Source organism: Chroococcidiopsis cubana SAG 39.79, assembly GCF_003991895.1.
GTDB classification, from domain to species: domain Bacteria; phylum Cyanobacteriota; class Cyanobacteriia; order Cyanobacteriales; family Chroococcidiopsidaceae; genus Chroococcidiopsis; species Chroococcidiopsis thermalis.
This window is the reverse complement of the sequence record NZ_RSCK01000004.1, coordinates 127,013-153,689: the sequence shown is the minus strand read 5'-3', so window position 1 is coordinate 153,689 and position 26,677 is coordinate 127,013. Positions and strand designations below refer to the sequence as shown.

The 26,677-nt window shown below is 45.1% G+C and carries 19 protein-coding genes; 13 read left to right on the top strand and 6 right to left on the bottom strand.

The genetic code is table 11. From position 1 onward, the window contains the following. Window positions 1-172: 172 nt before the first annotated feature. Window positions 173-1,324 (bottom strand): tetratricopeptide repeat protein, encoded by a 1,152-nt coding sequence (locus DSM107010_RS04385; RefSeq protein WP_241994122.1) that lies wholly within the window; start codon window positions 1,322-1,324, stop codon window positions 173-175. Window positions 1,325-1,687: 363 nt separating this feature from the next. Here DSM107010_RS04385 and DSM107010_RS04380 point away from each other — a divergent pair, with 363 nt between their 5' ends. Genes DSM107010_RS04380 through DSM107010_RS04375 form a run of 3 tightly spaced genes read left to right on the top strand, consistent with a single transcriptional unit; the run spans window position 1,688 to window position 2,908 of the window. Next, a complete protein-coding gene (locus DSM107010_RS04380) occupies window positions 1,688-1,984 on the top strand; it encodes a hypothetical protein (RefSeq protein WP_015153592.1) in 297 nt (98 codons plus the stop codon). A 10-nt stretch (window positions 1,985-1,994) separates the two neighbouring features. Further along, the gene (locus DSM107010_RS38165) at window positions 1,995-2,156 is read left to right on the top strand and encodes a hypothetical protein (protein WP_158631735.1); all 162 of its coding nucleotides are present in this window, start codon (window positions 1,995-1,997) and stop codon (window positions 2,154-2,156) included. Continuing rightward, window positions 2,153-2,908 (top strand): DUF561 domain-containing protein, encoded by a 756-nt coding sequence (locus tag DSM107010_RS04375; RefSeq protein ID WP_106166700.1) that lies wholly within the window; start codon window positions 2,153-2,155, stop codon window positions 2,906-2,908. The genes DSM107010_RS38165 and DSM107010_RS04375 overlap by 4 nt, the downstream gene beginning before the upstream one ends. A gap of 195 nt (window positions 2,909-3,103) precedes the next feature. Here the strand turns inward: DSM107010_RS04375 and DSM107010_RS04370 are convergent, their stop codons facing one another. Next, window positions 3,104-4,267 (bottom strand): DegT/DnrJ/EryC1/StrS family aminotransferase, encoded by a 1,164-nt coding sequence (locus DSM107010_RS04370; protein WP_106218936.1) that lies wholly within the window; start codon window positions 4,265-4,267, stop codon window positions 3,104-3,106. Window positions 4,268-4,286: 19 nt separating this feature from the next. Then, window positions 4,287-4,478: a hypothetical protein gene (locus DSM107010_RS04365; RefSeq protein WP_127022455.1), complete on the bottom strand. Its 192-nt coding sequence runs from the start codon at window positions 4,476-4,478 to the stop codon at window positions 4,287-4,289. Between the two features lie 15 nt (window positions 4,479-4,493). Between DSM107010_RS04365 and DSM107010_RS04360 the strand changes: the two genes are divergently transcribed. Further along, complete coding sequence (locus DSM107010_RS04360; protein WP_106168751.1) at window positions 4,494-5,270, top strand: ABC transporter permease; 777 nt, start codon at window positions 4,494-4,496, stop codon at window positions 5,268-5,270. After that, complete coding sequence (locus tag DSM107010_RS04355) at window positions 5,267-5,413, top strand: hypothetical protein (RefSeq protein WP_158631734.1); 147 nt, start codon at window positions 5,267-5,269, stop codon at window positions 5,411-5,413. The genes DSM107010_RS04360 and DSM107010_RS04355 overlap by 4 nt, the downstream gene beginning before the upstream one ends. Here the strand turns inward: DSM107010_RS04355 and DSM107010_RS04350 are convergent. Both DSM107010_RS04350 and treS read right to left on the bottom strand, forming a co-directional pair. Then, the gene (locus DSM107010_RS04350; RefSeq protein ID WP_106168750.1) at window positions 5,380-7,761 is read right to left on the bottom strand and encodes a hypothetical protein; all 2,382 of its coding nucleotides are present in this window, start codon (window positions 7,759-7,761) and stop codon (window positions 5,380-5,382) included. The two genes, DSM107010_RS04355 and DSM107010_RS04350, sit on opposite strands and share 34 nt — an antisense overlap. 350 nt (window positions 7,762-8,111) lie before the next feature. After that, entirely contained in the window at window positions 8,112-11,552 is a 3,441-nt protein-coding gene (treS, locus tag DSM107010_RS04345; protein WP_106168749.1) for a maltose alpha-D-glucosyltransferase, read from the bottom strand. Between the two features lie 247 nt (window positions 11,553-11,799). Here treS and malQ point away from each other — a divergent pair, with 247 nt between their 5' ends. From malQ to treY, 4 genes are all read left to right on the top strand, one after another. Next, window positions 11,800-13,311 carry a 4-alpha-glucanotransferase gene (gene malQ / locus DSM107010_RS04340; protein ID WP_199755400.1) on the top strand — a complete coding sequence of 504 codons (1,512 nt, stop codon included), beginning with the start codon at window positions 11,800-11,802 and terminating at the stop codon, window positions 13,309-13,311. A gap of 248 nt (window positions 13,312-13,559) precedes the next feature. Continuing rightward, window positions 13,560-15,689: a glycogen debranching protein GlgX gene (gene glgX / locus DSM107010_RS04335; RefSeq protein WP_106168631.1), complete on the top strand. Its 2,130-nt coding sequence runs from the start codon at window positions 13,560-13,562 to the stop codon at window positions 15,687-15,689. Between the two features lie 96 nt (window positions 15,690-15,785). Further along, window positions 15,786-17,633, top strand: a complete 1,848-nt coding sequence (gene treZ, locus DSM107010_RS04330) for a malto-oligosyltrehalose trehalohydrolase (RefSeq protein WP_015153584.1) — start codon at window positions 15,786-15,788, stop codon at window positions 17,631-17,633. Window positions 17,634-17,749: 116 nt separating this feature from the next. Beyond that, window positions 17,750-20,545, top strand: a complete 2,796-nt coding sequence (gene treY, locus DSM107010_RS04325; RefSeq protein WP_106168630.1) for a malto-oligosyltrehalose synthase — start codon at window positions 17,750-17,752, stop codon at window positions 20,543-20,545. Window positions 20,546-20,776: 231 nt separating this feature from the next. On the opposite strand, the gene glgP is transcribed toward treY, so the two are convergent. Then, a complete protein-coding gene (glgP, locus tag DSM107010_RS04320) occupies window positions 20,777-22,990 on the bottom strand; it encodes an alpha-glucan family phosphorylase (protein ID WP_015153582.1) in 2,214 nt (737 codons plus the stop codon). A 462-nt stretch (window positions 22,991-23,452) separates the two neighbouring features. On the opposite strand from glgP, the gene DSM107010_RS04315 reads away from it, so the two are divergent. From DSM107010_RS04315 to DSM107010_RS04300, 4 genes are all read left to right on the top strand, one after another. After that, window positions 23,453-24,733, top strand: a complete 1,281-nt coding sequence (locus DSM107010_RS04315) for a valine--pyruvate transaminase (protein WP_127022446.1) — start codon at window positions 23,453-23,455, stop codon at window positions 24,731-24,733. Between the two features lie 37 nt (window positions 24,734-24,770). Further along, complete coding sequence (locus DSM107010_RS04310; RefSeq protein ID WP_181246374.1) at window positions 24,771-25,277, top strand: GNAT family N-acetyltransferase; 507 nt, start codon at window positions 24,771-24,773, stop codon at window positions 25,275-25,277. Window positions 25,278-25,287: 10 nt separating this feature from the next. After that, complete coding sequence (gene rimM, locus DSM107010_RS04305; RefSeq protein ID WP_127022443.1) at window positions 25,288-25,989, top strand: ribosome maturation factor RimM; 702 nt, start codon at window positions 25,288-25,290, stop codon at window positions 25,987-25,989. A 139-nt stretch (window positions 25,990-26,128) separates the two neighbouring features. Beyond that, the gene (locus DSM107010_RS04300; RefSeq protein ID WP_127022440.1) at window positions 26,129-26,611 is read left to right on the top strand and encodes a phosphate-starvation-inducible PsiE family protein; all 483 of its coding nucleotides are present in this window, start codon (window positions 26,129-26,131) and stop codon (window positions 26,609-26,611) included. Window positions 26,612-26,677 lie beyond the last annotated feature (66 nt).

The window sequence follows — 26,677 nt, the reverse complement described above, 5'->3', positions numbered from 1 at the left end:
CTGCGTTGCGTACCCTTCGGGAAGGCTTCGCCAACAGAATGACATCCATGATTTTTTGATTCATGCAGGAGGTCTAATGATAATCGCTATATGTAAAAAAAAATAGCCAGTTGTTGCTGGCTAAGAAAATCTATATGACTGACAGAACTTTTAAAGTAAAAATACTCTAATGCTATACATCTACACGCGACTCAGAGATCAAATTTTGAAATCTTTCGTCTTGAGAAATGGTATGAAAGACCGAGCTATTCTTGGCAAGAGTACGATACTTATCTGGACTGATTTGAATTGCCTGTTGTAAGCTAATAACTGCTTGTTCGGCTTGCGATTGCAAAGCATAACAGCAGGCAATATTGTACCAAAATATAGGTGTATGAGGCTGGACTTCTAAAGCTTTGGTGTAAATGGCGATCGCTTCTTGGTAACGGCACAATTCATACAAAGCCAAACCACAATCGTACCAAACTGCCATATCTTGAGGTTGAATGCTAAGAGCATGTTTGTAGCTAGCGATCGCTGCTTCTTTTTCACCAACTTGTGCTAGAGATAGTCCCCTGTTATACCACGCCCAAAAATCATTAGGCTCCAACTCAACAGTGCGATCAAAACAGACGACTGCTGCTGTGAAATCTCCTAATTTTCGCAGCGCTACCCCCTTGTTGTACCAAGCCTTGCTATATTCTGGATCGATTGCCAAAGCGCGATCGAAGCTAGCTACTGCTTTGGTATATTCACCCCAGTCGCTTAGAGTGATGCCGCGATTATTCCAAGTCAAGAGATCGTCAGGTTGGAACTCTAGAGCGCGATCGAAGCTATCAACTGCTGCTGCATATTGCTTGAGATGTCCCAGTGCCGTACCTCGGTTGTACCATGCCCAGTAAGCATCTGGTCGTAGCTGGATTGTTTTTTCAAAGTTGATAACAGCTTTTTCATAGCAACCCAGATCGATCAGAGTAATCCCTCGGTTGTGCCAAATTGTCGCCGCATCAGGGTTAAATTCTAAAGCGCGATCGAAGCTATTGAGAGCTTCAATATAACGACTCAGCTTACCCAGGGCAATTCCGCGATTGTGCCAAACCCAGCTAGCATCTGGACGCAGGGTAATAGCGCGATCGAAACTGGCGATCGCCTCTTCATGGCGGTTTAAACTACCCAAGGCTATACCTCGCTGCGACCAAGCATCAGCGTAATCTGGCTTGTATTCCACAGCTACATCTAAGCTTAGTAGAGCTTCTGCGTATTGTTCGGCTTTATTGCGACGCAATCCCTGTTGATAAAAAAATTCTGCCTCCAGACTGAGATTCCACTTCATAGATCTTGGCATCTAACCTAAGGATGATTTTATTTTGCAGATGCTCAACAAGATATCACGACTCAATCACAAAATGGTGAAGTTTGTATAGAAGAAGACTAGAAATTTGTGTATGGATGGTAATTGGTAATTGGTACTTGGTAACTGGTTGTTGCTATTTTCTTCTCCATCCTCCTCAACTCCCCCAGCTCTCTTCACTCCCTCAGCTCCCGAGAGCCCCCTCAGCTCCCTCAGCTCTCTTACTCTGCTCCCTGCTCTCTGATAACTGACAACTGAATTTTGGGTAATACAATACTAGCCTTGACAGAATGCTGGATTTGGGAGAGTTAAGGCAAAAGTTACTTGAAAACCAAGCAAGAGAGGTAATTCCTAGCGATGAACGACCACAATATGCTACAAATCACGTTTTTCTACACTAACGGTCAAATAGAAGCTTTCAATGTGGTTTTGCACGAAGATAATGCTCTGACTCCTCAAGAAATTCATCAGCGGATTTTGAAACATCTGGACAAACCTTGGTGCTTGCTACATTTGCCAGAACAAACGATTTGCGTCAATACATCTTGCTTGCTAAAAGTTGAAGTGAAGCCGACAATGTACGAACTACATGGGGAAGGAGTATTTTCTGATGTGCGGCGTGTAACTGCTCTTTCGCGGAGCGCCCAGCGGTAATTCAGGGGGAGTGGAGAATCGGGAAGACAAGGGGGACAAGGAAGACAAGGGGGACAAGGAAGACAAGGAAGACAAGACGAGAATGTCCTCATCTTTGCGTGAGCTAATACTAGCTTCAAACCTCCGAGAATGTCACAATATTCCTTTACAGGACACAAGAGAGAAATCATGACCATGCATCCTCTACTCCACCAAGCTTTTGCCCAAGGACGGGCGCTAAAAATTATTAGCGGTTTGAATAACCTCGATCACCAAAGCGTAGCAGCGACAGTCAACGCAGCCGATCGCGGTGGTGCTACTTTTGTTGATATTGCTGCTGACGTCGAGCTAGTGCAGATGGTAAAAACCTTGACAAATTTACCAGTTTGTGTATCAGCAGTTGACCCAGAAAAATTCGTCACCTGTGTAGCAGCTGGTGCAGATCTAATTGAAATTGGTAACTTCGATAGCTTCTACGCTCAAGGACGCAGATTTGAAGCAGAGGAAGTCCTCGCCTTAACAGAAATTACGCGATCGCTCTTGCCTGAAATTACCCTTTCCGTTACCGTTCCCCACATTTTAGAACTCGATCGCCAAGTGCAACTAGCAGAGGAGCTGGTAAAAGCTGGAGCTGATATTATCCAAACCGAAGGTGGTACGAGCAGCAGTCCCGTTCATCCTGGTACGTTGGGTTTGGTTGAGAAAGCTGCACCTACCCTCGCCGCCGCCTACGAAATCTCCCGCGCCGTGTCCGTACCAGTGTTGTGTGCTTCCGGTATTTCTAACGTAACCGCACCAATGGCGATCGCATCTGGTGCGGCTGGTGTGGGTGTAGGTTCGGCAATTAACCAACTCAATAGCGAAGTGGCTATGATTGCAGCCGTTCGTAGTTTAGTTGAATCTCTTGCCACTGTTAACCGTCCCGTTTTAAGAACTCAAGGATAGACCCCCTAAATCCCCCTTACACAAAGGGGACTGGGCAGATCCCCCTAAATCCCCCTTACACAAGGGGGACTTTTGGATTATTGTTTTCCGACTCCTGTACGGGCGCACAGCTGTGCGCCCCTACGATTCGACTCGTGTACGGGGCGCGTTTACCAAAAAACTTTGCTCTTACAGATATTCTGGGTGAACCCGCCTTTACGTTAAACAATCCTTCAGGCAATAAACGACCTGTTCTTGTGCTTCAGGAGAAAGTTCAGGGAAGATAGGCAGGGATAAAACTTCATGACAAGTTTGTTCCGAGATCGGAAATTGCCCTTGTTGGTAGTCTAAATTTTGATACACAGGTTGCAAGTGTAAAGGCAAAGGATAGTAAACCATCGAACCCACATCTTTTTCTTGTAGGCGCTGGCGGATCTCATCCCGATAATTGCTATTGGACGCACGGCTGTGTGTCCCTACGTCTAGCAAACGAATTGTGTATTGGTTCCAAACTCCCTCGCCGCCTGGTAATTCCTGGGGAATGACAACACCTGGAACTGGAGCGAGATATTCTTGATAGCGAGAAGCGATCGCCCGTCGTTGTTCGTTCCAAGTATCTAAATAACGTAACTTGACTCGCAAAATCGCTGCTTGTATAGCGTCCAGACGACTATTTAATCCAATATCTTCGTGATAGTAACGATTTTTCTCCCCGTGATTGCGTAGCATTCGCATCTTTGCCGCAATTTCTGGATCGTTCGTCGTCACCGCACCGCCATCGCCACAAGCACCTAAATTCTTTGTAGGGTAGAAACTAAAACAGCCAACATGACCGATGCTACCGACTTTTTGTCCCGCCCACAATGCTCCTGTTGCTTGGGCGCAGTCTTCAATCACAGCAAGTTTGTGGGTTTGAGCGATCGCCATTAGGGCAGTCATGTCAACTGGCTGTCCGTATAAATGAACTGGAATAATAGCTTTAGTTTTAGCTGTAATTGCTGACTCTACCTGAGTCACGTCAAGATTAAATGTTGGCGCGTCAATATCTACAAAGATTGGCTTAGCACCGACAGCACTAATAGTCTCAGTCGTAGCAAAAAAAGAAAAGGGCGTGGTAATCACTTCATCTCCAGCCCCAACACCTAACGCCCGCAATGCTAGCAGCAGTGCATCCGTACCGGAATTACAGGCGACGCACTCAGACACATTTGTATATGTGGCAAATTCTTGCTCAAAGTTAGCAACATTTGCCCCACCGACATAACCGCCAGAGGCAAGTACTTTGAAAACAACATCATTAATTTCAGTTGCAAGATCCGTATATTGCTGCGCCAGATTTAAGATAGGAACGCGAGTAGATTGAGTCACGCTTTGAACCATAAGTTTTTCTACTAGTTAATCAAATCAGAAGTTGTATCGCAAGAAAATGGCAAATTGGTTGTTGGTCATTGGTCATTGGTAGTTGGTAGTTGGTAAATTCTCCTCTGCTCCCTTGTCCCCCTTCGCCCCCTAATCCCCACTCCCTTCGGTCGTGGGGTCCCCGAGTTCCCCCTTGTCCCCCTTGTCTCCCTTGTCCCCCTTGTTCCCTCACTCCTCACTCCTCACTATGGACACTCTAATTAGACTCGATTTAGTAGATTTTGTTCTGGCTGTAGCGCTGATGGCGATCGCAATAGGGCTATCGGCTGGGCAGCGTTTGGGCTTAGAGTGGAGTTTGGCGATCGCGACGGTAAGAACGATCTTGCAACTGTTCGTCGTGGGAGCGATTTTAGATATTATTTTTCGGATAGATAACCCTTGGGCGGTGCTAGCGGTAGTGCTGGTGATGCTGACAATTGCGGCGGTGGTGTCTCGCAACCGGATTGGCAAAAAGATTCCCCGCTTGCTACCTCTAGTTTGGATTTCAATATTTGTCAGCACGGCTTTTACTTTAAGCTATGTCAACCTGCTGATCGTTCAACCGCAGAAGTGGTACGAACCGCAATATATCATTCCTTTGGCGGGAATTATTCTAGGAAATGCGATTAATGGGGCGGCGATCGCGGGGGAGCGTCTTGTCAGTACAATTAATGCCAGCCAGCTAGAGATTGAGACTCATTTAAGTTTAGGTGCGACACCCCAACAAGCTGTAGCTCAGTACCGTAAAGATGCTATCCGCGCTGGGTTAATTCCAATCCTGAATCAAATGATGGTCATCGGTATCGTTACCCTTCCAGGCATCATTACAGGACAAATTCTCAGCGGCGTGAGTCCCCTCGATGCTGCATCCTACCAAATTTTAGTCATGTTCATGCTTGCCTTCACTAACTTAGCCACAGCAATTCTCGTTACCCAAGGGCTTTGTCGCCAATTTTTCAATTCCGCCGCGCAGTTGGTTCGGTGAATTGGGGAGTCGGGAGTCGGGGACAAAATTCAAAATTCACGCATTGGGACAAGGGGGACAAGGGGGACAAGGGAGCAACTACCAATTACCCATTACCCATTACCACAACTCACTGCTCGCTACTCACGTTCTTAGGTGTATAAGAATGCATTTGCCCGCCATCAGAAGCATAAATTTGTAGGGGTAGGCGAGTCGCGTTGCTAATGCCTTCGAGAACTTGCTTGAGGGTGCGATATTGAGTCGCGATATCAGCTTGGGCTTTTGAGTCAGCCCTGAGTCTGGCGTTGATAAATGTTTTCTCGACAGCCTGTTCGTAGCTGGAAGTCAACTGAACGAAGATTTGTTTGTTATCTAACTTGTATCTACATACCCGAATTCTACCGGAGCAAGCGCGATCGAGGTCGGCGCGAACTTTTTGGGTGAGATTAGCGCCTTGCAGGTTGCTGTTAGCTTGTTCGAGCTTCGCGGTATAAGTATTAATTAGCGATCGCGCTCGGTCGTAATACTGAGTCCCACTAGGAATCTGTTGAGCGAAGATTAAAGCCTGTCTCCAGTTGGTTTGAGCTGTAGCAAATTGATTTTGTTGTTCTTGCCGTTCGGCAAGTTCGGCGGAGTTTACTGCTTGGGAAAATGCTTTGGTGGATATTGTTTCTTTGGCAACGCGATCGCTAGCTGCTTGAAGTTGAGGGCGATATTGTGCGAGTAGTTGCTGTGCTTGTTGGTAAGTTGTACTCGACTGCGGAATCGAGCTAAGATTATCTACTGCGTTTTGCCAATTGGTACGAACTATTTGCCAAGCTTGTAAAGATCGCGCCGTCAGTTGCTGTTGTTGTGCTGCCTGCGCTGAACTTTGCGCTTGAGGGAATTTTTGAAATGCTTGTTGCTCCGCTTGCATTTTCTGCTCTACAGCCTGCAAGCTGCCTCGGTACTCAGTAGTTTTTTTCTGTGCTAAGGGATATAGATCGCTATCTTTAGGAACCGCAGATAAAGAGGCGATCGCTCTTTGCCACAAAGCTTGGATTGCCCGCCAGTCTTCTAAAGAGCGGATGGGTTGTTTCAGCTTATTTGCTGCTGTATCGCCTTCTTCCAACGCCGCCAGGACTCTATCTACATTAGTGGCTCGATTGGCGATCGTACTGGAAAAATTTTGTGCTTCCTGGTGGCGGCTCGACCAAGGTGGAATTTGTTTGAGTAGGTTATTTGCGTCTTGCAGTTGTTTTTCAGCATCAATTAATTCCGATCGCTGCCTGGCTCCTTGTACGATTCGATTTGACTCTTGATATAACTGCTTTGCTGTTGCGAACTGCTGACACCTACCAATCGTACAGGGGCTAGATAAGACATATGCACTGCTAAAGAATGCTACGATTGCGACTCCACCTCCAGCAATTAGCGCCGCCCGAGGAATTTTTGTCTTGGCTGCTTTCGGCAATCGCTGTAAGGGTAAGACAGGGTAGGGAAGTGTAGCTGTATTGATGTTTGTATTGGAGTCTGCCGTTGATTCTGCTGTTGATTCTGCTTGAGTTGCTGGTTCAGGCTTAGCGATTGTTTCTAACCGTTGCTCGAAAGATCGCGATCGCCAGGTTTCGCTAGACGTTTCCGGTGAAGAAGTTGCTGGGTTTAAACTTGACGTTTCGACGGGTACATCTTCTCGATTGACAACAGGCGTAGATTCTGCTGCCGGAGCCTCCTTGATTTGAGGTTCCTCGACTGGAGGCTTTAATGGTTGTGGGGAGGATATGGGATCGCTCTTCGTCTCAGTAATGGAATCGCCAGCAGTAATTTCAGCCTCATGTCGTGTTAGCGGTTCTGCTACTTCTGTAGGAAGGGATAATTCTGGCGCTGCCAGAGTGCGATCGCTAGTCAATAAATCGATGCTACTGGCTGCTAGTGGCTGTTCTGTCGTAATTGCCAGTGGTGTTTCAATCACAACCGGGCTAGTTGGCGGCTCTGACTCTTCTACGGCAGGAACAAAAGGCGCAGGTGGTGTTTCAATGACGTGACTAGCTGGTAGTGGCTCTTCTACTGTGGGAATTGGGGGTGCTGGCGTTTCATCTACAATGCTGCGATCGCCTGAGAATGGCTGCACCACAGGCGGAGATAATTCTGTCTCGGGTGGAGAGACGGTTGTTTCTGAAATAATGGGGGAAGGCTCATTTAATATCACCTGAGAGTCAGGAGCCACCTCCACTGGTTCTAAAGTGATATCGTGTTGAGCGTAAATTTGTTTTTGCCCCGCCTCTCTCAAATAAACCCTGACCGACTGAACTGCTTGAGGACGTAGAGACTGTAAAGCCTGCCCAATTGCAGTAAAAGTTTTATCAGTATCGAGATTGACTTGTGGTGGGTGTTGGCTCAAAATCACTAAAGCACCGTCATCGCCGATCGCGCAACCGACTTTCAGGCGATCGACTTGAGAAAACTCAGTTTGCAAGCGTTGGTATAGAATTCGCTCTAAAACTTGTAAATCTTCTGGCTTTGCTAGTTTCATATAACTTATAGCTTCTTATAGCTTGCTTGTGGTGATACTTATATTTGTATGATGTTAGCGATCGCCACCTAAGTGTACTCGTAGCAGCATTTACGCTCCTGTTATCGACTGCGATCGCCCGATAAGATTATTCTTCGAGCAACGACCGTAAGGCTGAGATTGCGATGATTTTACATTAAAAATCTATCAAAAGCTGCGTGAAGCGTCTTTCTTTAAAAAATTAATATCAAGTTTTATCAATTTTTATTTGCAGTAGAGACGCACCAATGAAAATCGAGCGGATAATTCAGCAACTAGTCGTAGGGGCGCACAGCTGTGCGCCCCTACTACAGGAATTGCTAGAAAAAACCTTAAGTATCCAACAGTTGCAAAATCCGCCCCAAGGTGATCTCTACCCAGTCGAGGCGGGAATTGAGATCGTAGCCCAAGCCGTGGATTGCTTTTTCTAAGAGGTAAGCATCTAGCAGAACTTGTAACTCAGTCTTGGTTTTGGGTAAGAAAGAGTCTTGAGAAGCGATCGCCAGATATGAATTGAGGAAAGCCGCACCGACGCAGGTAGACCAAAACTGCGCCCATTGCTGCATGACGGGTAAATTCTCTGTACGAAGCATTCCGCTTTCAATTTCGTTGCGCAGCCCAACGTTAGCAGCGTAATGAAAAGACTGCAACATATTGGCAACATCGCGCAAAGGAGAGCGTTTAATGCGGCGATCGCTTAAACTGCGTCCCGATTCTCCTTCAAAATCGGAGATGATGAAGTCTTTACCCGTATAGAGTACTTGTCCCAAATGATAATCGCCATGACAGCGAGTCCGCATAGCAGTAATTTTTTGGTTGAGGATCAGCCCAAAGCGCTCCATGATTTGCTCTTGGCGATTCAGGACATCTTGAGCTAATTCTTGGGCGTGTGGTGTCAGCGTTTTTAAACGTTGTCTGAGAACGATGAGGACTTGTCCCGCGAGATTGCGGGCTTGTTGGTAAATGGAACGTTGGTAAAATGTCGAGAATGGTTCTGGAGTAAATCCAGAATTGTCGCCATCAGCAGCAAGGGCGATATGCAGTTCTGCTGTCGATTGTCCCAAAATTTGAGCGCTGTCTAGATAAGAACCGATGGTTCGATTAGCCAAAGAAAATGGCTCGAACTCTTCTTCCTGAGTCCCCAGTACAGGCGCACTGCCAATTGCCCCTACCGACTCCCGACTCCCGACTCCCGACTCCCGACTCCCCATATCGATCAGATTTCCCCCTGGTATGGGGATCTCAGTCATTTCTGCATGTTGTGTTGTGACTAACTCAAAGTAATCTCGCAGGCTATCGAGGGTATATTCCCAACCACTACGGGTATCGCGGATGTATTCCTGTAATATCCCTACCGTAACTGGTGTTGTTGACGGACGGTGATATTCGATCGCTCCTACTAATGGGGCAAAGTGTTGCAAGCGTTTTTTCTCGCCCAAAAAGCGGCGAATTTCGAGATCTGGGTTAATTCCTTCTTCTTGCTGGCGGAAGAGTTTGAGTACGAGATGATTGTTGGGGTTAGCACCGTTAGCGCCCAATCCCTCATAGACAATAAAAGTCTTGCCCTGTTCTTGCTTCAATACTGTCGGTTCTAGAGGTTTTTTACCGTTGTGACTCGCTTGAGGATAGAGATCGGTAGCACTTGCCATGAGTTCCCCTGCCATACCTTTATACTGCCGCTGACAGGCGATCGCCTCAATCAACGAGGCAAGAAAACTTTTATCTGCGGTGGCTTCAAATAATACGCCGAATTTATCTTTACCTTGCACCAACAAATTAGCGACGATCGCACTGCGGTTATCTGTTAAAGTCTGTGTTGCTTGTTCTCCCTCGGCATAAGCCAGCAGCATCAAGTAAGTTTCTGGATCGCCCTGCACGTAATCTACCTGCAACCAAACGGCTCTGGCTTCGGTATTTTTGTAGGGGATGGCAACAACTTCGGCGATTTGTACCCCTTGAATTATTCGAGTTTTCGGATTGAACCAAGAACACGTAGACAGATATTCTGGCAGTATAGCTTCTAGTCTGACTCTTAAATCCTGTTGGGCAAAGATATTTTGCCATTTGCTATTGACAACTAATGTCGGTAACTCTGCTTGGGGTCTAGCAGGCTGAATTTCGCTCGGCTTGGCAACTAGACTCAACCAATAAAAGGCATAAGGGCTGATGCTAAAGAAGTAGGGAGTATCGCCAATCGCTGGAAACTCCGTGCGACCAAAAATTTCTACTGGAGTCGTGCCTTTAAAAGCTGATAAATCCAGTTCCACTGTTTGCACGAAGCGAGACAGATTTGCCACCACTAGAATATGTTCGCCTTGATAAGTGCGCGTAAAGGTAAGCACTTTGCGGTTATCTGGATGCAATAATTCAAAACTACCGCGTCCGAAGGCTTGGAAACGCTTGCGGGTGGCAATTAAGCGTTTCATCCAATACCAGAGAGAATTGGTATTAGCCCGTTGTGCTTCAACGTTGATGGCGGCGTAGTGATATTCTGAATCAATAATGACGGGTGAGTATAACTTTTGCGGATTAGCGCGGCTGAAACCAGCATTGCGATCGGAACTCCACTGCATTGGTGTCCGCACGCCATTGCGATCGCCTATATATACGTTATCTCCCATGCCAATTTCATCGCCGTAGTAGAGTACGGGAGTGCCAGGAAGGGAGAGTAACAGGCTGTTGAGTAATTCAATTTGGCGGCGATCGTTTCCGAGTAGAGGCGCGAGACGGCGACGAATTCCCAAATTCAATCGCATTGCCGGATCGCGGGCGTAGACTCGATACATATAATCGCGGTCTTCATCCGTCACCATTTCTAGCGTGAGTTCGTCATGATTGCGCAAAAACAGCGCCCACTGACAGTTATCGGGAATTGTTGGCGTTTGTTGCAAAATATCAAAAATGGGGAAGCTATCTTCCATCCGCAGCGACATGAACAAGCGCGGCATTAGCGGAAAATGGAAGTTCATGTGACACTCATCTCCATTCCCGTAATATTCTGCTGCATCTTCGGGCCACTGATTTGCCTCGGCTAGCAGCATTCGGTTGGGAAATTTGGCATCTACCCGCTGGCGGAGTTGTTTGAGAAAAACATGAGTTTCATCTAAATTTTCGCAGTTCGTTCCCTGCCGTTCGTAGAGATAAGGTACGGCATCCATCCGCAGCCCATCAACACCCATACCCAACCAAAAATCTAGCACGTCAAACACGGCTTCCCGCACGGCTGGATTATCGTAGTTAATATCGGGCTGGTGAGAGTAGAAGCGGTGCCAGTAGTAAGCTTTAGCTACTGGGTCCCAAGCCCAATTAGAAGTTTCAAAATCTTGGAAGATAATCCGCGCTTCTTGGTATTTCTCCGGCGTGTCACTCCAAACATAAAAATCTCGTTCTGGACTGTCTTTAGGCGCACGTCTCGCTCTTTGAAACCAAGGGTGTTGGTCGGAAGTATGGTTGACGATCAATTCTATAATGACGCGAATGCCCCGTTGGTGGGCGGCTTTCAAAAATTCGCGAAAATCGTCTAAATTACCGTAAATTGAATTAACATTCTTATAATCGGCAATATCGTAGCCATCATCTCTGAGTGGTGAGGGAAAGAATGGTAGTATCCAAACTGCGGTAACGCCTAAGTCTTGAAGGTAATCGAGTTTTTCCGTCAGCCCCCGGAAGTCACCGATCCCATCACTATTACTATCGGCAAAGGCGCGTACAGGCACTTCGTAGATAATGGCATCTTTGAACCAGAGGGGGTCATCTTTTAATACGTACTGCATGTTCTCGCTAGTTGTATTCCCAAAAACCACTGTTTCAAGTTATTGAGTCTAGCGCGATTTCCACAAGTACCCAGAGAGGGAAATTTAGGCATAGGGACGGGTTTCTTGTAGGGGCGGGTTTAGCAGATAAAATTTCGGTTGTAGTAGCAGATGTTTGGTCAAAACCCATTCCTACCTCATTTTCTACCCCTAGCAGCATGAAAAACAGACAATAACGCGCTATCTTCTATCCTGGTTCACCTCAAATATCCCTATGACATTCCAACGTGCTAGCGGCGTTTTATTGCATCCTACCTGTCTTCCCAGCCGATATGGAATTGGCGATTTAGGAAAATCGGCTTACGAATTCATCGATTTTCTCGCCAGTAGCGGACAAAAATTGTGGCAAGTTTTGCCTTTGGGACCCACGGGATACGAGCATTCTCCATACATCATGAATTTCAGCAGTTTTGCTGGCAATCCATTATTAATTAGTCTCGATACGCTAGCAGAAGAAGGATTGTTGAAGAAAGAAGAACTAAGTCCATTAGAAAATGTGGATTTGAATCGAGTTAATTTCGATCGCGTCATTCCGCATAAAACTAAATTTCTTAAAATCGCTTTTGAAAACTTTCAACAAGCTAATACTCATCAAAACCCCGAATACGCACAATTTTGTCAATCTCAATCTTACTGGCTCGATGACTACGTACTTTTTATGTCATTATTAGAAGCCAACGAAGGGAAAAGCTGGAATAATTGGGAACGAGCGATCGCGCGTCGAGAGCCAGATGCGTTGCCAGCAGCAAGAGATTCTTTAAAAGATAGTATCGCTTATCATAATTTCGTTCAATTCAAATTTTTCGAGCAGTGGAAACAACTACGAAAATACGCCAACGACAAAAATATTCAAATTGTCGGCGATATTTCAATTTATGTTTGTCACAATAGTTCTGATGTCTGGTCGAGTCCAGAAATATTTAAATTAGATCCCCAGACTTTTGAACCTACATATATCGCTGGCGTTCCCCCAGATTATTTCAGCGCTACGGGACAATTATGGGGAAATCCTGTCTATAACTGGGATAAATTGCAACAAACAAACTTTGCTTGGTGGATTCAACGCTTTCAAGCCACCTTAGAATATGTCGATATCGTCCGCGTCGATCATTTTCGCGGTTTTGAGGCATACTGGCAAGTCCCAGCAGGCGAAGAGACTGCCATTAATGGCGAGTGGATTAAAGCCCCAGGAGTAGAATTTTTTGAAACTTTAGGTAACGCTTTGGGAAGTTTGCCAATTATGGCAGAAGATTTAGGCATTATTACTCCAGAAGTCGAAGAATTGCGCGATCGCTTTCAATTTCCAGGCATGAGAATTCTGCAATTTGCCTTTGGAGACGACTCAAGTAATGCCTATTTACCTCACAATTATATCCATAACAGCGTCGTTTATCCCGGTACTCACGATAACGATACAGCTATTGGTTGGTGGAACAAAGCTAGCGACAAAGAAAAGCAATTTGTCGCGAAATATTTGGGTGACGAATCTGCGGCAAAAATAACAGAAATTAATTGGGAATTCATCCAACTGGCATTAGCCTCAGTTGCAGACTTAGCCATTCTACCTCTACAAGACATTTTAGGCTTAGACGATCGCGCCCGCATGAACGATCCCAGTGTCAATGCAGGCAACTGGCGTTGGCGTTACGAAAGTTCTGAAATGCTAACACCTCAACTACGCGATCGCCTATTGGAAATGACACAAATTTATAGCCGCTAATTAGGAAGTCGGGAGTCGAGAGTCGGGAGTTGGGGGACAAGGGAGACAAGAGAGCAATTCTAGTCACCAGCCACTAGCCACTAGTAACCGATCGCTGACAACTGATTCCTGCTTAGGATAGATAGTCAAGCTAATTCGGAATCGGTACTGTGTTGAGAGAGACTCTCCCAAAAGTAGGAAGAACCTTTAGTTAAATTCCTACTGTCATCAGTCATTCACTACTTAATACTTGACACGCAGTCAAACCTATGTATGTTGCACTCTGGCCAGGCAATGTCTATCCTTTGGGTTCCTGTTGGGACGGCAAAGGCACGAACTTCACCTTGTTTTCGGAAAATGCCACAGGTGTAGAATTGTGCTTGTTCGATCGCGATGACGAAGAAACTCGCATACAGCTAACAGAAGTCAGTAATTTCGTCTGGCATGGCTACATACCAGGTATAGGTCCAGGTCAACGGTACGGGTATAGAGTGCATGGACCATACGCACCCCAAGAAGGACATCGCTTTAACCCCAATAAACTGCTGATCGATCCGTACACAAAAGCGATCGCGGGGGAAGTTGGCAATGGTCCAGAATTATATGGTTACTCTTGGGAGTCTGAAGAAGCCGATTTATCGTTTTCCGATTTGGATAGCGCCCCATTGATGCCGAAATCGGTCGTTGTCGATCAAAGTTTCGACTGGGAAGACGATAAACTCCTGCGTACCCCTTGGAACGAGACAATTATCTACGAAACTCACGTCAAGGGTTTTACTAAGCTACACCCCGATATTCCCGAAGAACTACGCGGGACTTATGCAGGAATGGCACACCCAGCGGCGATCGAGCATTTGCAACGTTTGGGAATCTCCGCCGTTGAGTTGATGCCCGTACATCATTTCCTCTCCGTCCCAGGACATTTGGCGGATAAAGGATTGAGAAATTATTGGGGCTACGATTCGATCAATTATTTCGCGCCTCACTCCGAATACAGCTCTAGTGGCACTTTAGGCGAGCAGGTGAGGGAGTTTAAGGAAATGGTTAAAGCCCTGCACCGGGCTGGAATTGAAGTCATTCTAGACGTGGTATACAACCACACAGGTGAAGGCAATCACATGGGTCCTACCCTATCGATGCGGGGAATTGACAACGCCAACTATTACCGCTTGGTAGACGGCGACGCGCGATACTACATGGACTTTACAGGTTGCGGTAACTCCCTCAACGTGCGCCACGCCCAAGTTTTGAAGATGATCATGGATAGCCTGCGCTACTGGGTGACAGAAATGCACGTCGATGGCTTCCGCTTCGATCTTGCTTCAGCCTTGGCAAGAGAACTGTACGAAGTGGATCGACTGTCAGCATTCTTCGATATCATTCACCAAGATCCGACGATCGCGGATGTTAAATTAATTGCCGAACCTTGGGACATCGGTACGGGTGGTTATCAAGTTGGTAACTTCCCCGTTCTCTGGTCGGAGTGGAACGGCAAATATCGCGACACGGCGCGGGACTTCTGGCGTGGCGTGGACAGTACTCTGGGAGAATTTGCCTATCGGCTGACGGGTAGCCCCGACTTGTACTATCAAGAAAACGGACGGCGACCGAATGCTAGCATTAACTTCATCACCGCCCATGACGGATTTACGCTCAACGATCTCGTCAGTTACAACGAGAAACACAACGAAGCTAACGGCGAAGAAAGTCGCGACGGTGAAAGTCACAATCGGTCTTGGAACTGCGGCGCGGAAGGCGAGACAGACGACCCAGAAGTTTTGCAGTTACGGGAACGTCAGCGCCGGAACTTCCTCGTGACGCTGATGCTGTCCCAAGGTATCCCCATGATACTTGGGGGTGATGAAATGGGTCGGACGCAGCATGGAAACAATAACGGATACTGCCAAGACAGTGAAATTTCTTGGTTTAATTGGGATTTGGTACAGGGAAATACAGATTTATTAGATTTTACTCGCGAGTTGATCTATTTCCGCCGCCAACATCCTGTATTTCGTCGCCGTAAGTGGTTCCAAGGTCAAGCGATTCACGGTTCTGGTGTCAGCGATATCATGTGGTTCAATCCTGACGGTAGCGAGATGGATCAGGAACAGTGGGAAATCGGATATGCGAAGTCAATGGGCGTGTTCTTAAATGGAAACATGATTCCCAGTCCTGGGAAACAAGGTCAACGCATCAGCGACGATAGCTTTCTCATATTCTTCAACGCCCACTACGAAACTCTTGAATTCAACTTGCCACAGGGAATGCAAGATAACCAGTGGGTATTAGTTATTGATACCAAAGAACCGCGCTTTATTCAAGAAGAACGCATCTATACAGGCGATCGCACCGTTCCAGTTACAGCGCGATCGCTCGTTCTGCTGCGTCAGATGGTTTAAGCAGTGGCTAGTGGTTCGTCGTGGCTGGTGACTAGACTCAATTCTAGTCACCAGCCACCAGTCACTCACAAATGACAAATGACAAATGACAAATTTATGAAAATTGGTGCTAACTATTTAGGCGGCGATCGCTGTGAATTTATCGTGTGGGGACCGAATATCGAGTCACTGGGCGTTCAAATTGTATCCCCCGAAGAACGCTTTTTGCAGATGGAACAGGAAGATGGCTACTGGAAAGTTGTAGCCGATAATATCCCTCCAGGTACGCAATATCTTCTGGAATTAAATGGTGGCGAAACTCGCCCCGACCCAGCTTCCTATTTTCAACCGCATGGCGTACATAAGCCTTCTCAAGTGATAAGCCATGAATTTACTTGGAATGATGGCGATTGGGCTGGCGTACCGCTAGACGCGATGATTATTTATGAATTACATGTCGGTACGTTTACCCCAGAAGGGACTTTTACCGCAATTATTCCCCGTTTGGCAGATTTGAAAGAGTTGGGAGTCAACGCGATCGAAATTATGCCGATCGCGCAATTTCCTGGCAATATTCCCCCAGATGGGAGTTGCGCCTATCGCAACTGGGGCTACGATGGGGTTTACCCGTTTGCCGTGCAAAATTCCTACGGTACTCCCGAAGAGTTAAAGCAATTAGTTGCAGCTTGTCATCAACAGGGAATTTCGGTGATTCTCGATGTGGTGTACAACCATTTTGGACCTGAAGGTAATTACACCAGCAATTTTGCTCCTTATTTTACTCAAACCTACCGCACTCCTTGGGGCAGCGCCATTAATTTTGATGATGCCCACAGTCACGACGTGCGCCACTTTTTTATCGAAAATGCCCTTTATTGGCTGCGAGAATTTCATATCGATGGTTTGCGATTAGATGCAGTTCACGCGATTTACGATTTAGGCGCAAAACACTTTTTAGCGGAATTAGCCGAAAAAGTTCGAGAATTTTCTGAACGACAAGGGAGAAAGTATTACTTAATTGCTGAAAGCGATTTAAACGATCCAAAAATTATTCGTCCCAAAGAAGTAGGTGGATACGAACTTGATGCTCAGTGGAGCGATGATTTTCACCATGCTTTACATGCATTATTAACAGGCGATAGTGACGGTTATTATCAAGACTTTGGTAAATGCGAAGACTTGGCAAAAGCCTATCGCGATACATTTGTCTATGACTGGAAATATGCACCTCATCGTCAGAGATTTCATGGTAGTTCTGCTCGCGATCGCACCGATCTCGCTCAATTTGTCGTTTGCATTCAAAATCACGATCAAATTGGCAATCAGTTGTTAGGAGAAAGACTATCAAAACTCATCTCTTTTGATGCTCTCAAACTAGCTGCTGGAGCGGTAATTCTTTCACCTTATATTCCTCTGCTATTCATGGGTGAAGAGTATGCCGAAGAAGCACCTTTTACATACTTTGTCAGCCACTCTGACCCAGATTTAATTAAAGCAGTTCGTGAGGGCAGAAAACAGGAATTTGCTGCCTTTCACGCCGTAGGAGACCCACCCGATCCAGAATCTTCCAAAACTTTTCTCGGCTGTAAAATGGATTGGGAAAAACGCCAAGAAGGTAAACACCAAGTTATCTGGTCTTGGTATCAAAAATTAATTCAACTTCGCACTACTGTTCCTGCTTTAATTAAAAAAGAAAGAAACAGCATAGAAGCAGGTGCAGACGAACAACAAAAAATTGTCTGGTGGCGGCGATGGAGTGACGACAGCCAAATTCTTTGTCTGATGAACTTCAACCAAAATGATGTTAGCTTCGCACCAGAACTCAGCCACAATAATTGGCAAAAGATTCTCGATTCTGCCGATGAAAAATGGCAAGGTTCCGGTACTGTCGCCCCAGATAAAATCAATTCGGGCGAAGAAATAAAACTGCGATCGTACAACTTTGTACTTTACGAAAACACGTAGTTTTGGTAATTGGTAATTGTTAATTGGTGGTTGTTATAGCTTGGTTGCTATCAAATCTAATAATTAACAGTTACCCATCACCCATCACCCATCACCCATTACCCATTACCATTCTCATGCGCATTCCCACAGCTACTTACCGCATTCAATTTAACTCGGAATTTAAATTTGCAGATGCGAAAAAAATTACCGCGTATCTAGCAGCTTTGGGAGTTTCCGATCTCTACGCTTCACCGATATTTAAAGCTAGAACGGGTAGTACTCACGGTTACGATGTTGTCGATCCAACTCAACTCAATCCCGAACTAGGAACTGAAGCAGATTTTGATGCTTTGATTGCCGAAATTAAACAGCATCAATTAGGTTGGTTGCAAGATATCGTCCCTAACCACATGGCTTATGACAGCCAAAATGTATGGTTGATGGATGTCCTAGAAAATGGGTCTGATTCAGCCTATGTAGAATATTTTGACATTGCTTGGAATGCTCCTTTCACTGATAACAAAGAACCAATCTTAGCACCGATGCTAGGAAATTTTTATGGAGAATCGTTAGAGAATGGAGAAATTCAACTCAAGTACGAACAAAGCGGCTTGACTGTCAACTATTACAGTCTAAGCTTGCCGTTAAAACTAGAATCCTATGCAACTTTCTTGACCTACAATTTAGGTAAATTAGCTAGAACGCTAGGTAGAAGACATCCAGATTTTGTTAAACTTCTAGCAATTCTCTACATTCTTAAGAATATCTCTGCTGATGTTGTTGGTAAACAAAGAAGACAAGATCAAACAGAATTTGTTAGAGGCTTACTTTGGGAACTGTATGAAGGCAATCCTGAAGTAAAAGCTTTTATCGATGATAATATTAAGGTTTTTAATGGCGAACCAGGAAATACTGAAAGTTTTAATCTTTTAGATAAGTTACTTTCAGAACAGTTCTTTCGACTTTCTTACTGGAAAGTAGGTGCAGAAGAAATTAATTATCGCAGATTTTTTACAGTCAACGAATTAATCTCAGTCAAAGTAGAAGAACTCAAAGTCTTCAACGCTACTCACGAACTCATTGCAAAATTAGTTAACGAAGGCAAGTTTACAGGTTTAAGAATCGATCACATCGATGGTCTTTACGATCCTACTCAATACTTAGAAAGACTGCGGGAAAAAGTAGGTGATACTTATATCACCGTCGAAAAGATTTTGCAAATTGGGGAAGACATACCTAATTACTGGCAAATTCAGGGGACTTCTGGCTACGATTATCTAAACTATGTAAATGGACTTTTCTGTCAAAAAGCAAATCGAGATAAGTTTGACGAAATTTATCGAAATCTAACCGGATTTATCACAATTTTTCCTGATGTTGTAGCCGAGAAAAAGCATTTAATTATCGATAAAAATCTAGCAGGTGATATTGATAACTTGAGTGTCTTGCTAAAGAAAATTGCGGGTAGATATCGTTATGGTAATGATTTTACTCTCAATGGCTTAAAACGTGCGATTGCAGAAGTTCTCACCCGTTTTCCCATCTATTGTACTTACATCAATGCTGCCGGAATTTCCGAGCAGGATCGACAGTATATTCAAGCAGTCATTCAAGCTGCTAAAGATGGCACACCTCTGTTACAAAACGAACTAAATTTTATCGAGAAACTACTCTTACTAGAATACGAACCCACTCTGACTCAAGCTGAGAAAGACCAGTGGTTATATTTTGTTATGCGAATGCAACAATATACGGGACCGCTGATGGCAAAAGGGGTAGAAGATACAGCTTTATATGTCTATTACCGCTTGCTTTCTTTAAATGAAGTTGGTGGCGAACCAGACCATTTTGGAATGGATTTAGCTGAGTTTCATAGTTTTAACCAACATCGAAATCAGACATGGACTCATGCTATGAGTGCAACTTCAACCCACGATACCAAACGGGGTGAAGATGTGAGGGCGAGAATCAACGTTCTGTCAGAAATTCCTGACGAATGGCAGCAACAAGTTCGTAGTTGGATGGAATTAAATCGTTCTTATAAAACGCAACATAAAAACTCAATTTTTCCCGATCGCAATGATGAATACGCATTTTATCAAACTTTAGTAGGGGCATATCCATTCTTAGAGAGTGAAATAAATGGCTTTAGCGATCGCGTCAAAGAATATATGCTCAAGGCAATTCGCGAAGCAAAAGTCTACACGGCTTGGCTGCGGCAAAATCAGACTTATGAAGATGCTTGCACTAGTTTTGTCGAAGCAGTCTTGAATCAGTCGGAAAACAATCAATTTCTGAAAGAGTTTCTCCCATTTCAAAAGAAGGTTTCTTACTATGGTATCTTTAATTCCCTATCTCAAACTCTGCTAAAATCAGTTTCTCCTGGGGTTCCTGATTTTTACCAAGGAACAGAATTATGGGATTTAAGCTTAGTCGATCCAGATAATCGTCGTCCAGTTGATTTCGAGCAGAGAAACTCTTATTTGTCGGAAATCAAAGAGAAAATTAGCACGAATATTTCTGCTCTAATTGCCGATCTGCTAGCTACAAAGGAAGATGGCAGAATTAAGCTGTTTCTAACTCATCAAATTTTGAAAGCGAGAACGAAATATCTAGATGTCTTTCAAAAAGGAGACTATCAACCTCTAGAAATTAGCGGCAAGTACAAAGAAAATATCGTGGCTTTCGCCCGCAGTTTTGAAAATACAACAGCTATTGCGATCGCCCCTCGCTTCTTAACGAGTTTAATTCAACCTGGTGAGTATCCATTTGGCGAAGTTTGGCAAGATACTTATATTCAAATACCTGCCGAAATAGCTTCAAAGTGGGAGGACACAATTACTCATCAAAATATTCAAACTGATGGAAAGTTGCCAGTTGCTGACACGTTGAAAGAGTTTCCCGTAGCGCTGTTAATTGGACGAAAATAACTTTTATTTTCAGGGAGGAACTCCAACTAGATCCCCCCTAGTCCCCCTTAAAAAGCGGGGAAAGCCCCCTTTTTAAGGCGAGGAATAAAGCCCTCGTCAAAAGGGGAAAAAGAAAGCCCCCTTGTGAAGGGGATTGGGGGATCTCCAAAGAAAGCCCCCTTGTGAAGGGGGTTGGGGGATCTCCAATTGTATTGTTGTATCGTCCCCTTTTAAAAAAATTGGCAAATCAAATTAGACAATCACTTGAGCCAAACTTGGTGTAGAGATTGTCGAACAACCAGGAGCGTAGATGCGCGTCACGTAATCGGCGATCATCCGATCCGTATTAAACAGAGGTGCATTCGTCTTAATCGATGCCTTCATCATTTGAATCCAGCGGTGCGGAATGCCGTTGTTGTCGCGATCGTAGTATAGAGGCGCAATTTCCTCTTCCAATAACTTGTAGAGGGATTCAGAATCGATCCGATCCTGCAACTCTTGATTGCTTGTATGAGCATCTTCACCGATCGCCCAACCGTTGATTCCCTTGCCATCCATCCCAACTTGATAGCCTTCGCACCACCAACCATCAAGGACGCTACAGTTGATCCCGCCATTAAAACAGACTTTTTGCCCGCTCGTACCAGAAGCCTCCAGGGGACGACGGGGATTATTCAACCAAACATCTACGCCTTGCACTAACTTCTGTGCTACGTAAATGTCGTAGTCTTCAATAAACGCCACTCGATGCTGAATTGCAGAATGCTGACACCACTCCATCAATTTTTGGATGATCCGCTTACCTTCCTCATCGGCGGGGTGAGCTTTACCAGCAAAGACAATTTGGACTGGACGCTGAGCATTACCAAAGATTTTCAACGCTCTTTCCGCATCCCGTAACAGCAGATTGCCCCGTTTGTATTGGGAGAAGCGACGGGCGAAACCAATCGTGAGAGCATTGGGATCGAGCAACAGATCGGCAGCATGGATGCGATCGCCTACTTCACCCCGATCCGTTCTGGCTTTTTTGATTCTGTAACGGGTAAAGGCAATCAAACGCTCTTTCAAAACTTGATGTCGCTGCCATAATTCCGCATCGGGAATGCGATCGACATCTGCCCACATTGCCGGATCGATCGCCCGCGTCTGCCAATCTGTACCTAGATACTGAGTATAAAGGTCAGCCATCAACGGAGCCGTCCAAGTCGGGGCGTGAACGCCATTGGTGATGTGACCGATGGGTACGCGGTTTTCAGGGCGATCGGGATACAAAGCAGTCCACATTTGCCGCGAAACTCTGCCGTGCAATTCGCTCACGCCATTAGCAGCGCGGCACATCCGCAGCGCTAAGACAGTCATACCAAAAGGCTCCCAAGGATCGCCCAGTCTTTTCGCGCCCAAAGCTAAAAACTGCTCTCGCGATAGCCGCAACTGCGCCCAATATTGCGCAAAATGAGAATCCATCAAATCGGGAGAGAAGACATCGTGTCCGGCGGGTACGGGGGTATGAGTCGTAAAGACGCAGCGATTGCGGACGCTCGCTTCCACATCGTAGAAAGGTTTGCCCGTCCGCTCCATTTCTTGCCAAGCAATCTCTAGGGTGCAAAACGCAGCGTGTCCCTCGTTCAAGTGGTGAATTGAGGGCTGAATTCCCAAAGCTGTAAGCGCCTTGACTCCGCCAATCCCCAAAACCACCTCTTGGGCGATCCGCGTGTCTTGGTTGCCCCCGTAGAGGTGTCCCGTGAGCCAGCGATCGATCGGGTCGTTGTCTTCGCGGTCTGTATCGAGCAAGTAGAGACTCACCCTACCCACTTGCGTCCGCCAAATTTGAACTTTGACCATCCGCTGTCTAACTTGCAGCGCGATCGTCAGGGCTTCTCCCCGTTCGTTCAACATCAACTCCAGCGGCATTTGCTGGAAAACATTGTCAATGTAGTAATCTTCTTGCCAACCACTACGATTGAGCCGCTGCCGGAAATAGCCTTGACGATACAACAATCCTACGCCGATCAGAGGTACGCCCAGATCGGAAGCAGATTTGAGGTGATCTCCAGCCAGAATACCCAAACCGCCAGAATAAACGGGGAGAGATTCGTGAATGCCAAACTCAGCACAGAAATAGGCGATCGGATTTTGCCAGGAAATTTGCGGTGCAACTCGACTCACCCAGGTATCTTGCTGATTCATGTAAGCATCAAACTCAGCCACCACCTGGGATAAATGTTTGATGTAGAAAGGGTCTTCTGCTAATTGGGTCAGGCGTTCGTAAGAAGCCGATTCCAACACGGCTACAGGGTTATGCCCGTAACGCTCCCACGCTTCCGGCGAAATGTTTTGAAATAGGAAAACTCGTTCGCTCGTCCAACTCCACCAATAGTTATAAGCCAGATCTGCCAATCTTTTGAGTGGCAGGGGTAGTTTTTCGCTCAGCTTTTGTGCTGGGGCGATCGCAGATTTATTCGTCATATTATTCCAGTACTCTCTTGTGAACTCTCTGCTCTAAAACCGATGGCAATACAAACCAATTAAAACTCGACTCGGTAATAGAAACCTGGGTAATTTATCCTCGCCAACATCATCCCAGTTAGGATTTTTAGCATATACGGAGTATGTCTACTTTAAGATTTTTATTTACACTTTTTCCAGATTTCAGTGTCAAATTAGATAAAGGATGTTTTAACAAAATTTTGCTGGATGTTAAGTTTGGTAATGGGTAATGGGTAGTTGGTAGTTGGTTAATAAGGCAAGAGGCAACAGCCAGTTTCACCCTCAGCTCCCTTGTCTCCCTTGTCTCCCTTGTCTCCCTTGTCTCCCTTGTCTCCCTTGTCTCCCTTGTCTCCCTAGTCCCCTCTGCTTCCTCAGCTCTCTTCCCCGACTCCCGACTCCTCCGATTTGGTTAAATTAAGAAAGTCTCCTACATATCTGCTTATGAACCCTGCCCTAACGAAAATTGGCGCTCAAATGTCCCACCTAACGGGGGTGCGAGCAATTATGAAAGATATTATTGAAACGCTGCAAGCAGGTGCAGGTAAGGAGTTTATTAATTTAAGTGCGGGAAATCCGCTGATTTTGCCGGAGGTAGAGCAGTTATGGCGAGACTGTACGGCGCAGTTGTTAGCCAGTTCTGACTATGGCGAAGTCGTCTGTCGTTATGGATCGAGTCAGGGGTACGCGCCACTGATTAGCGCGATCGCATCTGATTTCAATCGCCGCTACGGGTTAAACTTAAGCGATCGCAATATCCTGATTACGCCTGGTAGTCAAACTCTCTATTTCTACGCTGCAAATGCTTTTGGTGGTTACTGTCTCGATGGTGAGTTAAGGCAGATCGTTCTACCCCTAAGTCCAGATTACACGGGTTATGGTGGCGTAAGTCTTGCCCCAGAAGCGTTAATTGCCTATAAGCCTGCACTAGATATCGATGCAGCCGCCCATAGATTCAAATATCGCCCCGATTTCAGTCAACTTAAAATTAACGAAGAGACGGGATGCGTCATATTTTCTCGTCCCTGCAATCCAACGGGTAACGTTTTGACGGATGAGGAAGTCAAGAAAATTGCAGCTTTGGCTGCACCTTATAACGTTCCAGTTATTATCGACTCTGCCTATGCGCCTCCCTTTCCAGCTTTGAATTTTACGGAAATGTCTCCTGTATTTGGTGACAACATTCTCCATTGCATGAGTTTATCCAAAGCCGGATTACCAGGTGAAAGAATTGGAGTGGCGATCGGAGATGAAAAATTAATTCAAATTCTGGAATCGTTTCAGACAAATATGTGCATCCATCCGTCACGTTACGGACAGGCGATCGCGGCTTTAGCGATTAATTCTGGTGCTTTAGCAGAAATTTCTAGCAATGTCATTCGACCTTTTTATCGGCAAAAGTTTGAGGTATTAGAATCTACTTTAGAACAGGCGATGCCCGATATTCCTTGGTTTTTGCATCGTGGCGAAGGAGCAATTTTTGCTTGGTTATGGTTAAAAGATTTACCTTTAACCGATTGGGAATTTTATCAACAACTCAAACAAGAAAATGTCATTGTCGTTCCTGGTAGTTCTTTCTTCCCTGGTTTGCACGAAGATTGGATTCACAAACAGCAATGTTTGCGGATTAGTCTGACTGCTAGCAATGAAGAAATTGCAGTGGGAATGCAGCGACTCGCAAAAGTAGCAGAACACGTTTATGCAAAGTCAAAAGTTAAAAGTTAAAAGTTAAAAGATTCCCAATCGACATCTCAGTAGTTTTATGATTGAAACTAAAATTCTCAATTTTGAGATGAGATTTGCCGAACCGGATGACGTACCATTAGTATTACAATTTATCAAAGAGCTGGCTGAGTACGAGCAACTGAGTCATGAAGTTGTTGCTACTGAAGCTATTTTACGAGAGTCTCTTTTTGGCGACAGAAAAGGCGCAGAAGTTATTTTAGGTTACTATCAAAAGCAACCTGTCAGTTTTGCACTTTTCTTTCATAACTTCTCAACATTTCTCGGACGTGCGGGTATTTATCTAGAAGATTTGTACGTAAAACCAGAGATGCGCGGACGGGGAATCGGTCGTGTTATGCTCAGTTATCTAGCCTATCTTGCTCAAGAGCGAAACTGCGGTCGCTTGGAGTGGTGGGTATTAGACTGGAATGAGACAGCAATAAACTTTTATCAAAAACTAGGAGCAGTACCAATGAATGAGTGGACTGTCTTCAGAGTAACCGACCGATCGTTGATAGATTTAGCCCAGGAGTTTGCGGTTTAACGCTACTATTATGAATGGCAAAAATACGAGTTCAAAACTTAAATCTCAAAATCAAAAACCACAAATTCCCGATGGCTGGTTAGCAATTGGTACAATCGTTGCACCTCAAGGATTAGATGGAGAAGTCAGAGTTTACCCCGATTCAGACTTTCCCGAACGATTTATCGAACCAGGACAGCGTTGGTTATTGCGTCCAGGGAAAACAGAACCAGAACCAATTGAATTAATTGAAGGTCGAGATATTCCAGGTAAGGGATTGTACGTGGTAGCCTTAGAGGGAATTGAAGATCGCAGCCAAGCTGAAGCACTACGGGATTGTGTCTTGCTCGTACCAGAAAGCGATCGCCCCGAATTAGGAGAAGATGAATATCATGTCGTCGATCTGATCGGTCTAGAAGTCTTTTTACAAGAAACTGGCGAGAGCATCGGTACGGTAACAGATGTCATTCCTGCTGGAAACGACTTGTTAGAAGTACAGTTGTATCAAGAAGTCAAAAGTCAAAAGTCAGAAGTCAAAATTAGCGATCCTCCACTCCCGACTCCCGACTACGCGGTTCCGATGCGGAGGACACCTCCGCCTCCACCCGCTTCCCAACTCCCGACTCCCCCAAGAAAAGTTTTGATTCCATTTGTGAAAGCGATCGTACCTGTTGTAGATCTAGAGATGAGAAGAATTGAAATCGCACCGCCACCAGGTTTGCTGGAACTGTAACGTTTAGCAGAATACTTCTATCTTGGCTTATCTCTGGTACGATCTTCTCATCAGCATTAGTTATTCGACATTTAATTTGCTGGGTGTAGTTAGCTTGCAGTCTTTTGAATTTTAACTTTTAACTTTTGACTTTTAACCAATGAAGTTATTGCGAAAACTAATATCACCCCTAGTAGATAAAAACACGAATCCAAATTTTTTAGTTTTTGTTGATAAAGTAGAAGATTTTTTTGCCAAACTCTTAACGCTAGCAATGTTAGGAGTTATTTTATTTGCCATTATAGATTTGGGCGTGACTTTAGCTAAAGAACTGCTACTTGTTTCTAAACTAGGGAATTTTTCTGCTGGCTTACTCAGAATATTTGGTTTATTTTTAAACATTCTTATTGCTCTAGAAATTACGCAAAATATCACTTCTTATCTTAGCAGTCATATCATTCAAATCGAGATGGTAATTGTCACATCTTTAATTGCAATTGCTCGCAAAATTATCATTCTCGATCTTGGCAAAATTACTGATTCTCAACTATTAGCACTTGCGGCAGCGATTATTGCTCTTTCTATTTGTTACTGGTTAGTCAGACGCACTAATGCCAAATATCCACCACATAAAGGGCATTAATTATGAATCAACAGCTTAATTTGTACTTTTGACTTTTGACATTTAACTTTTGACTTACTTAGCAGC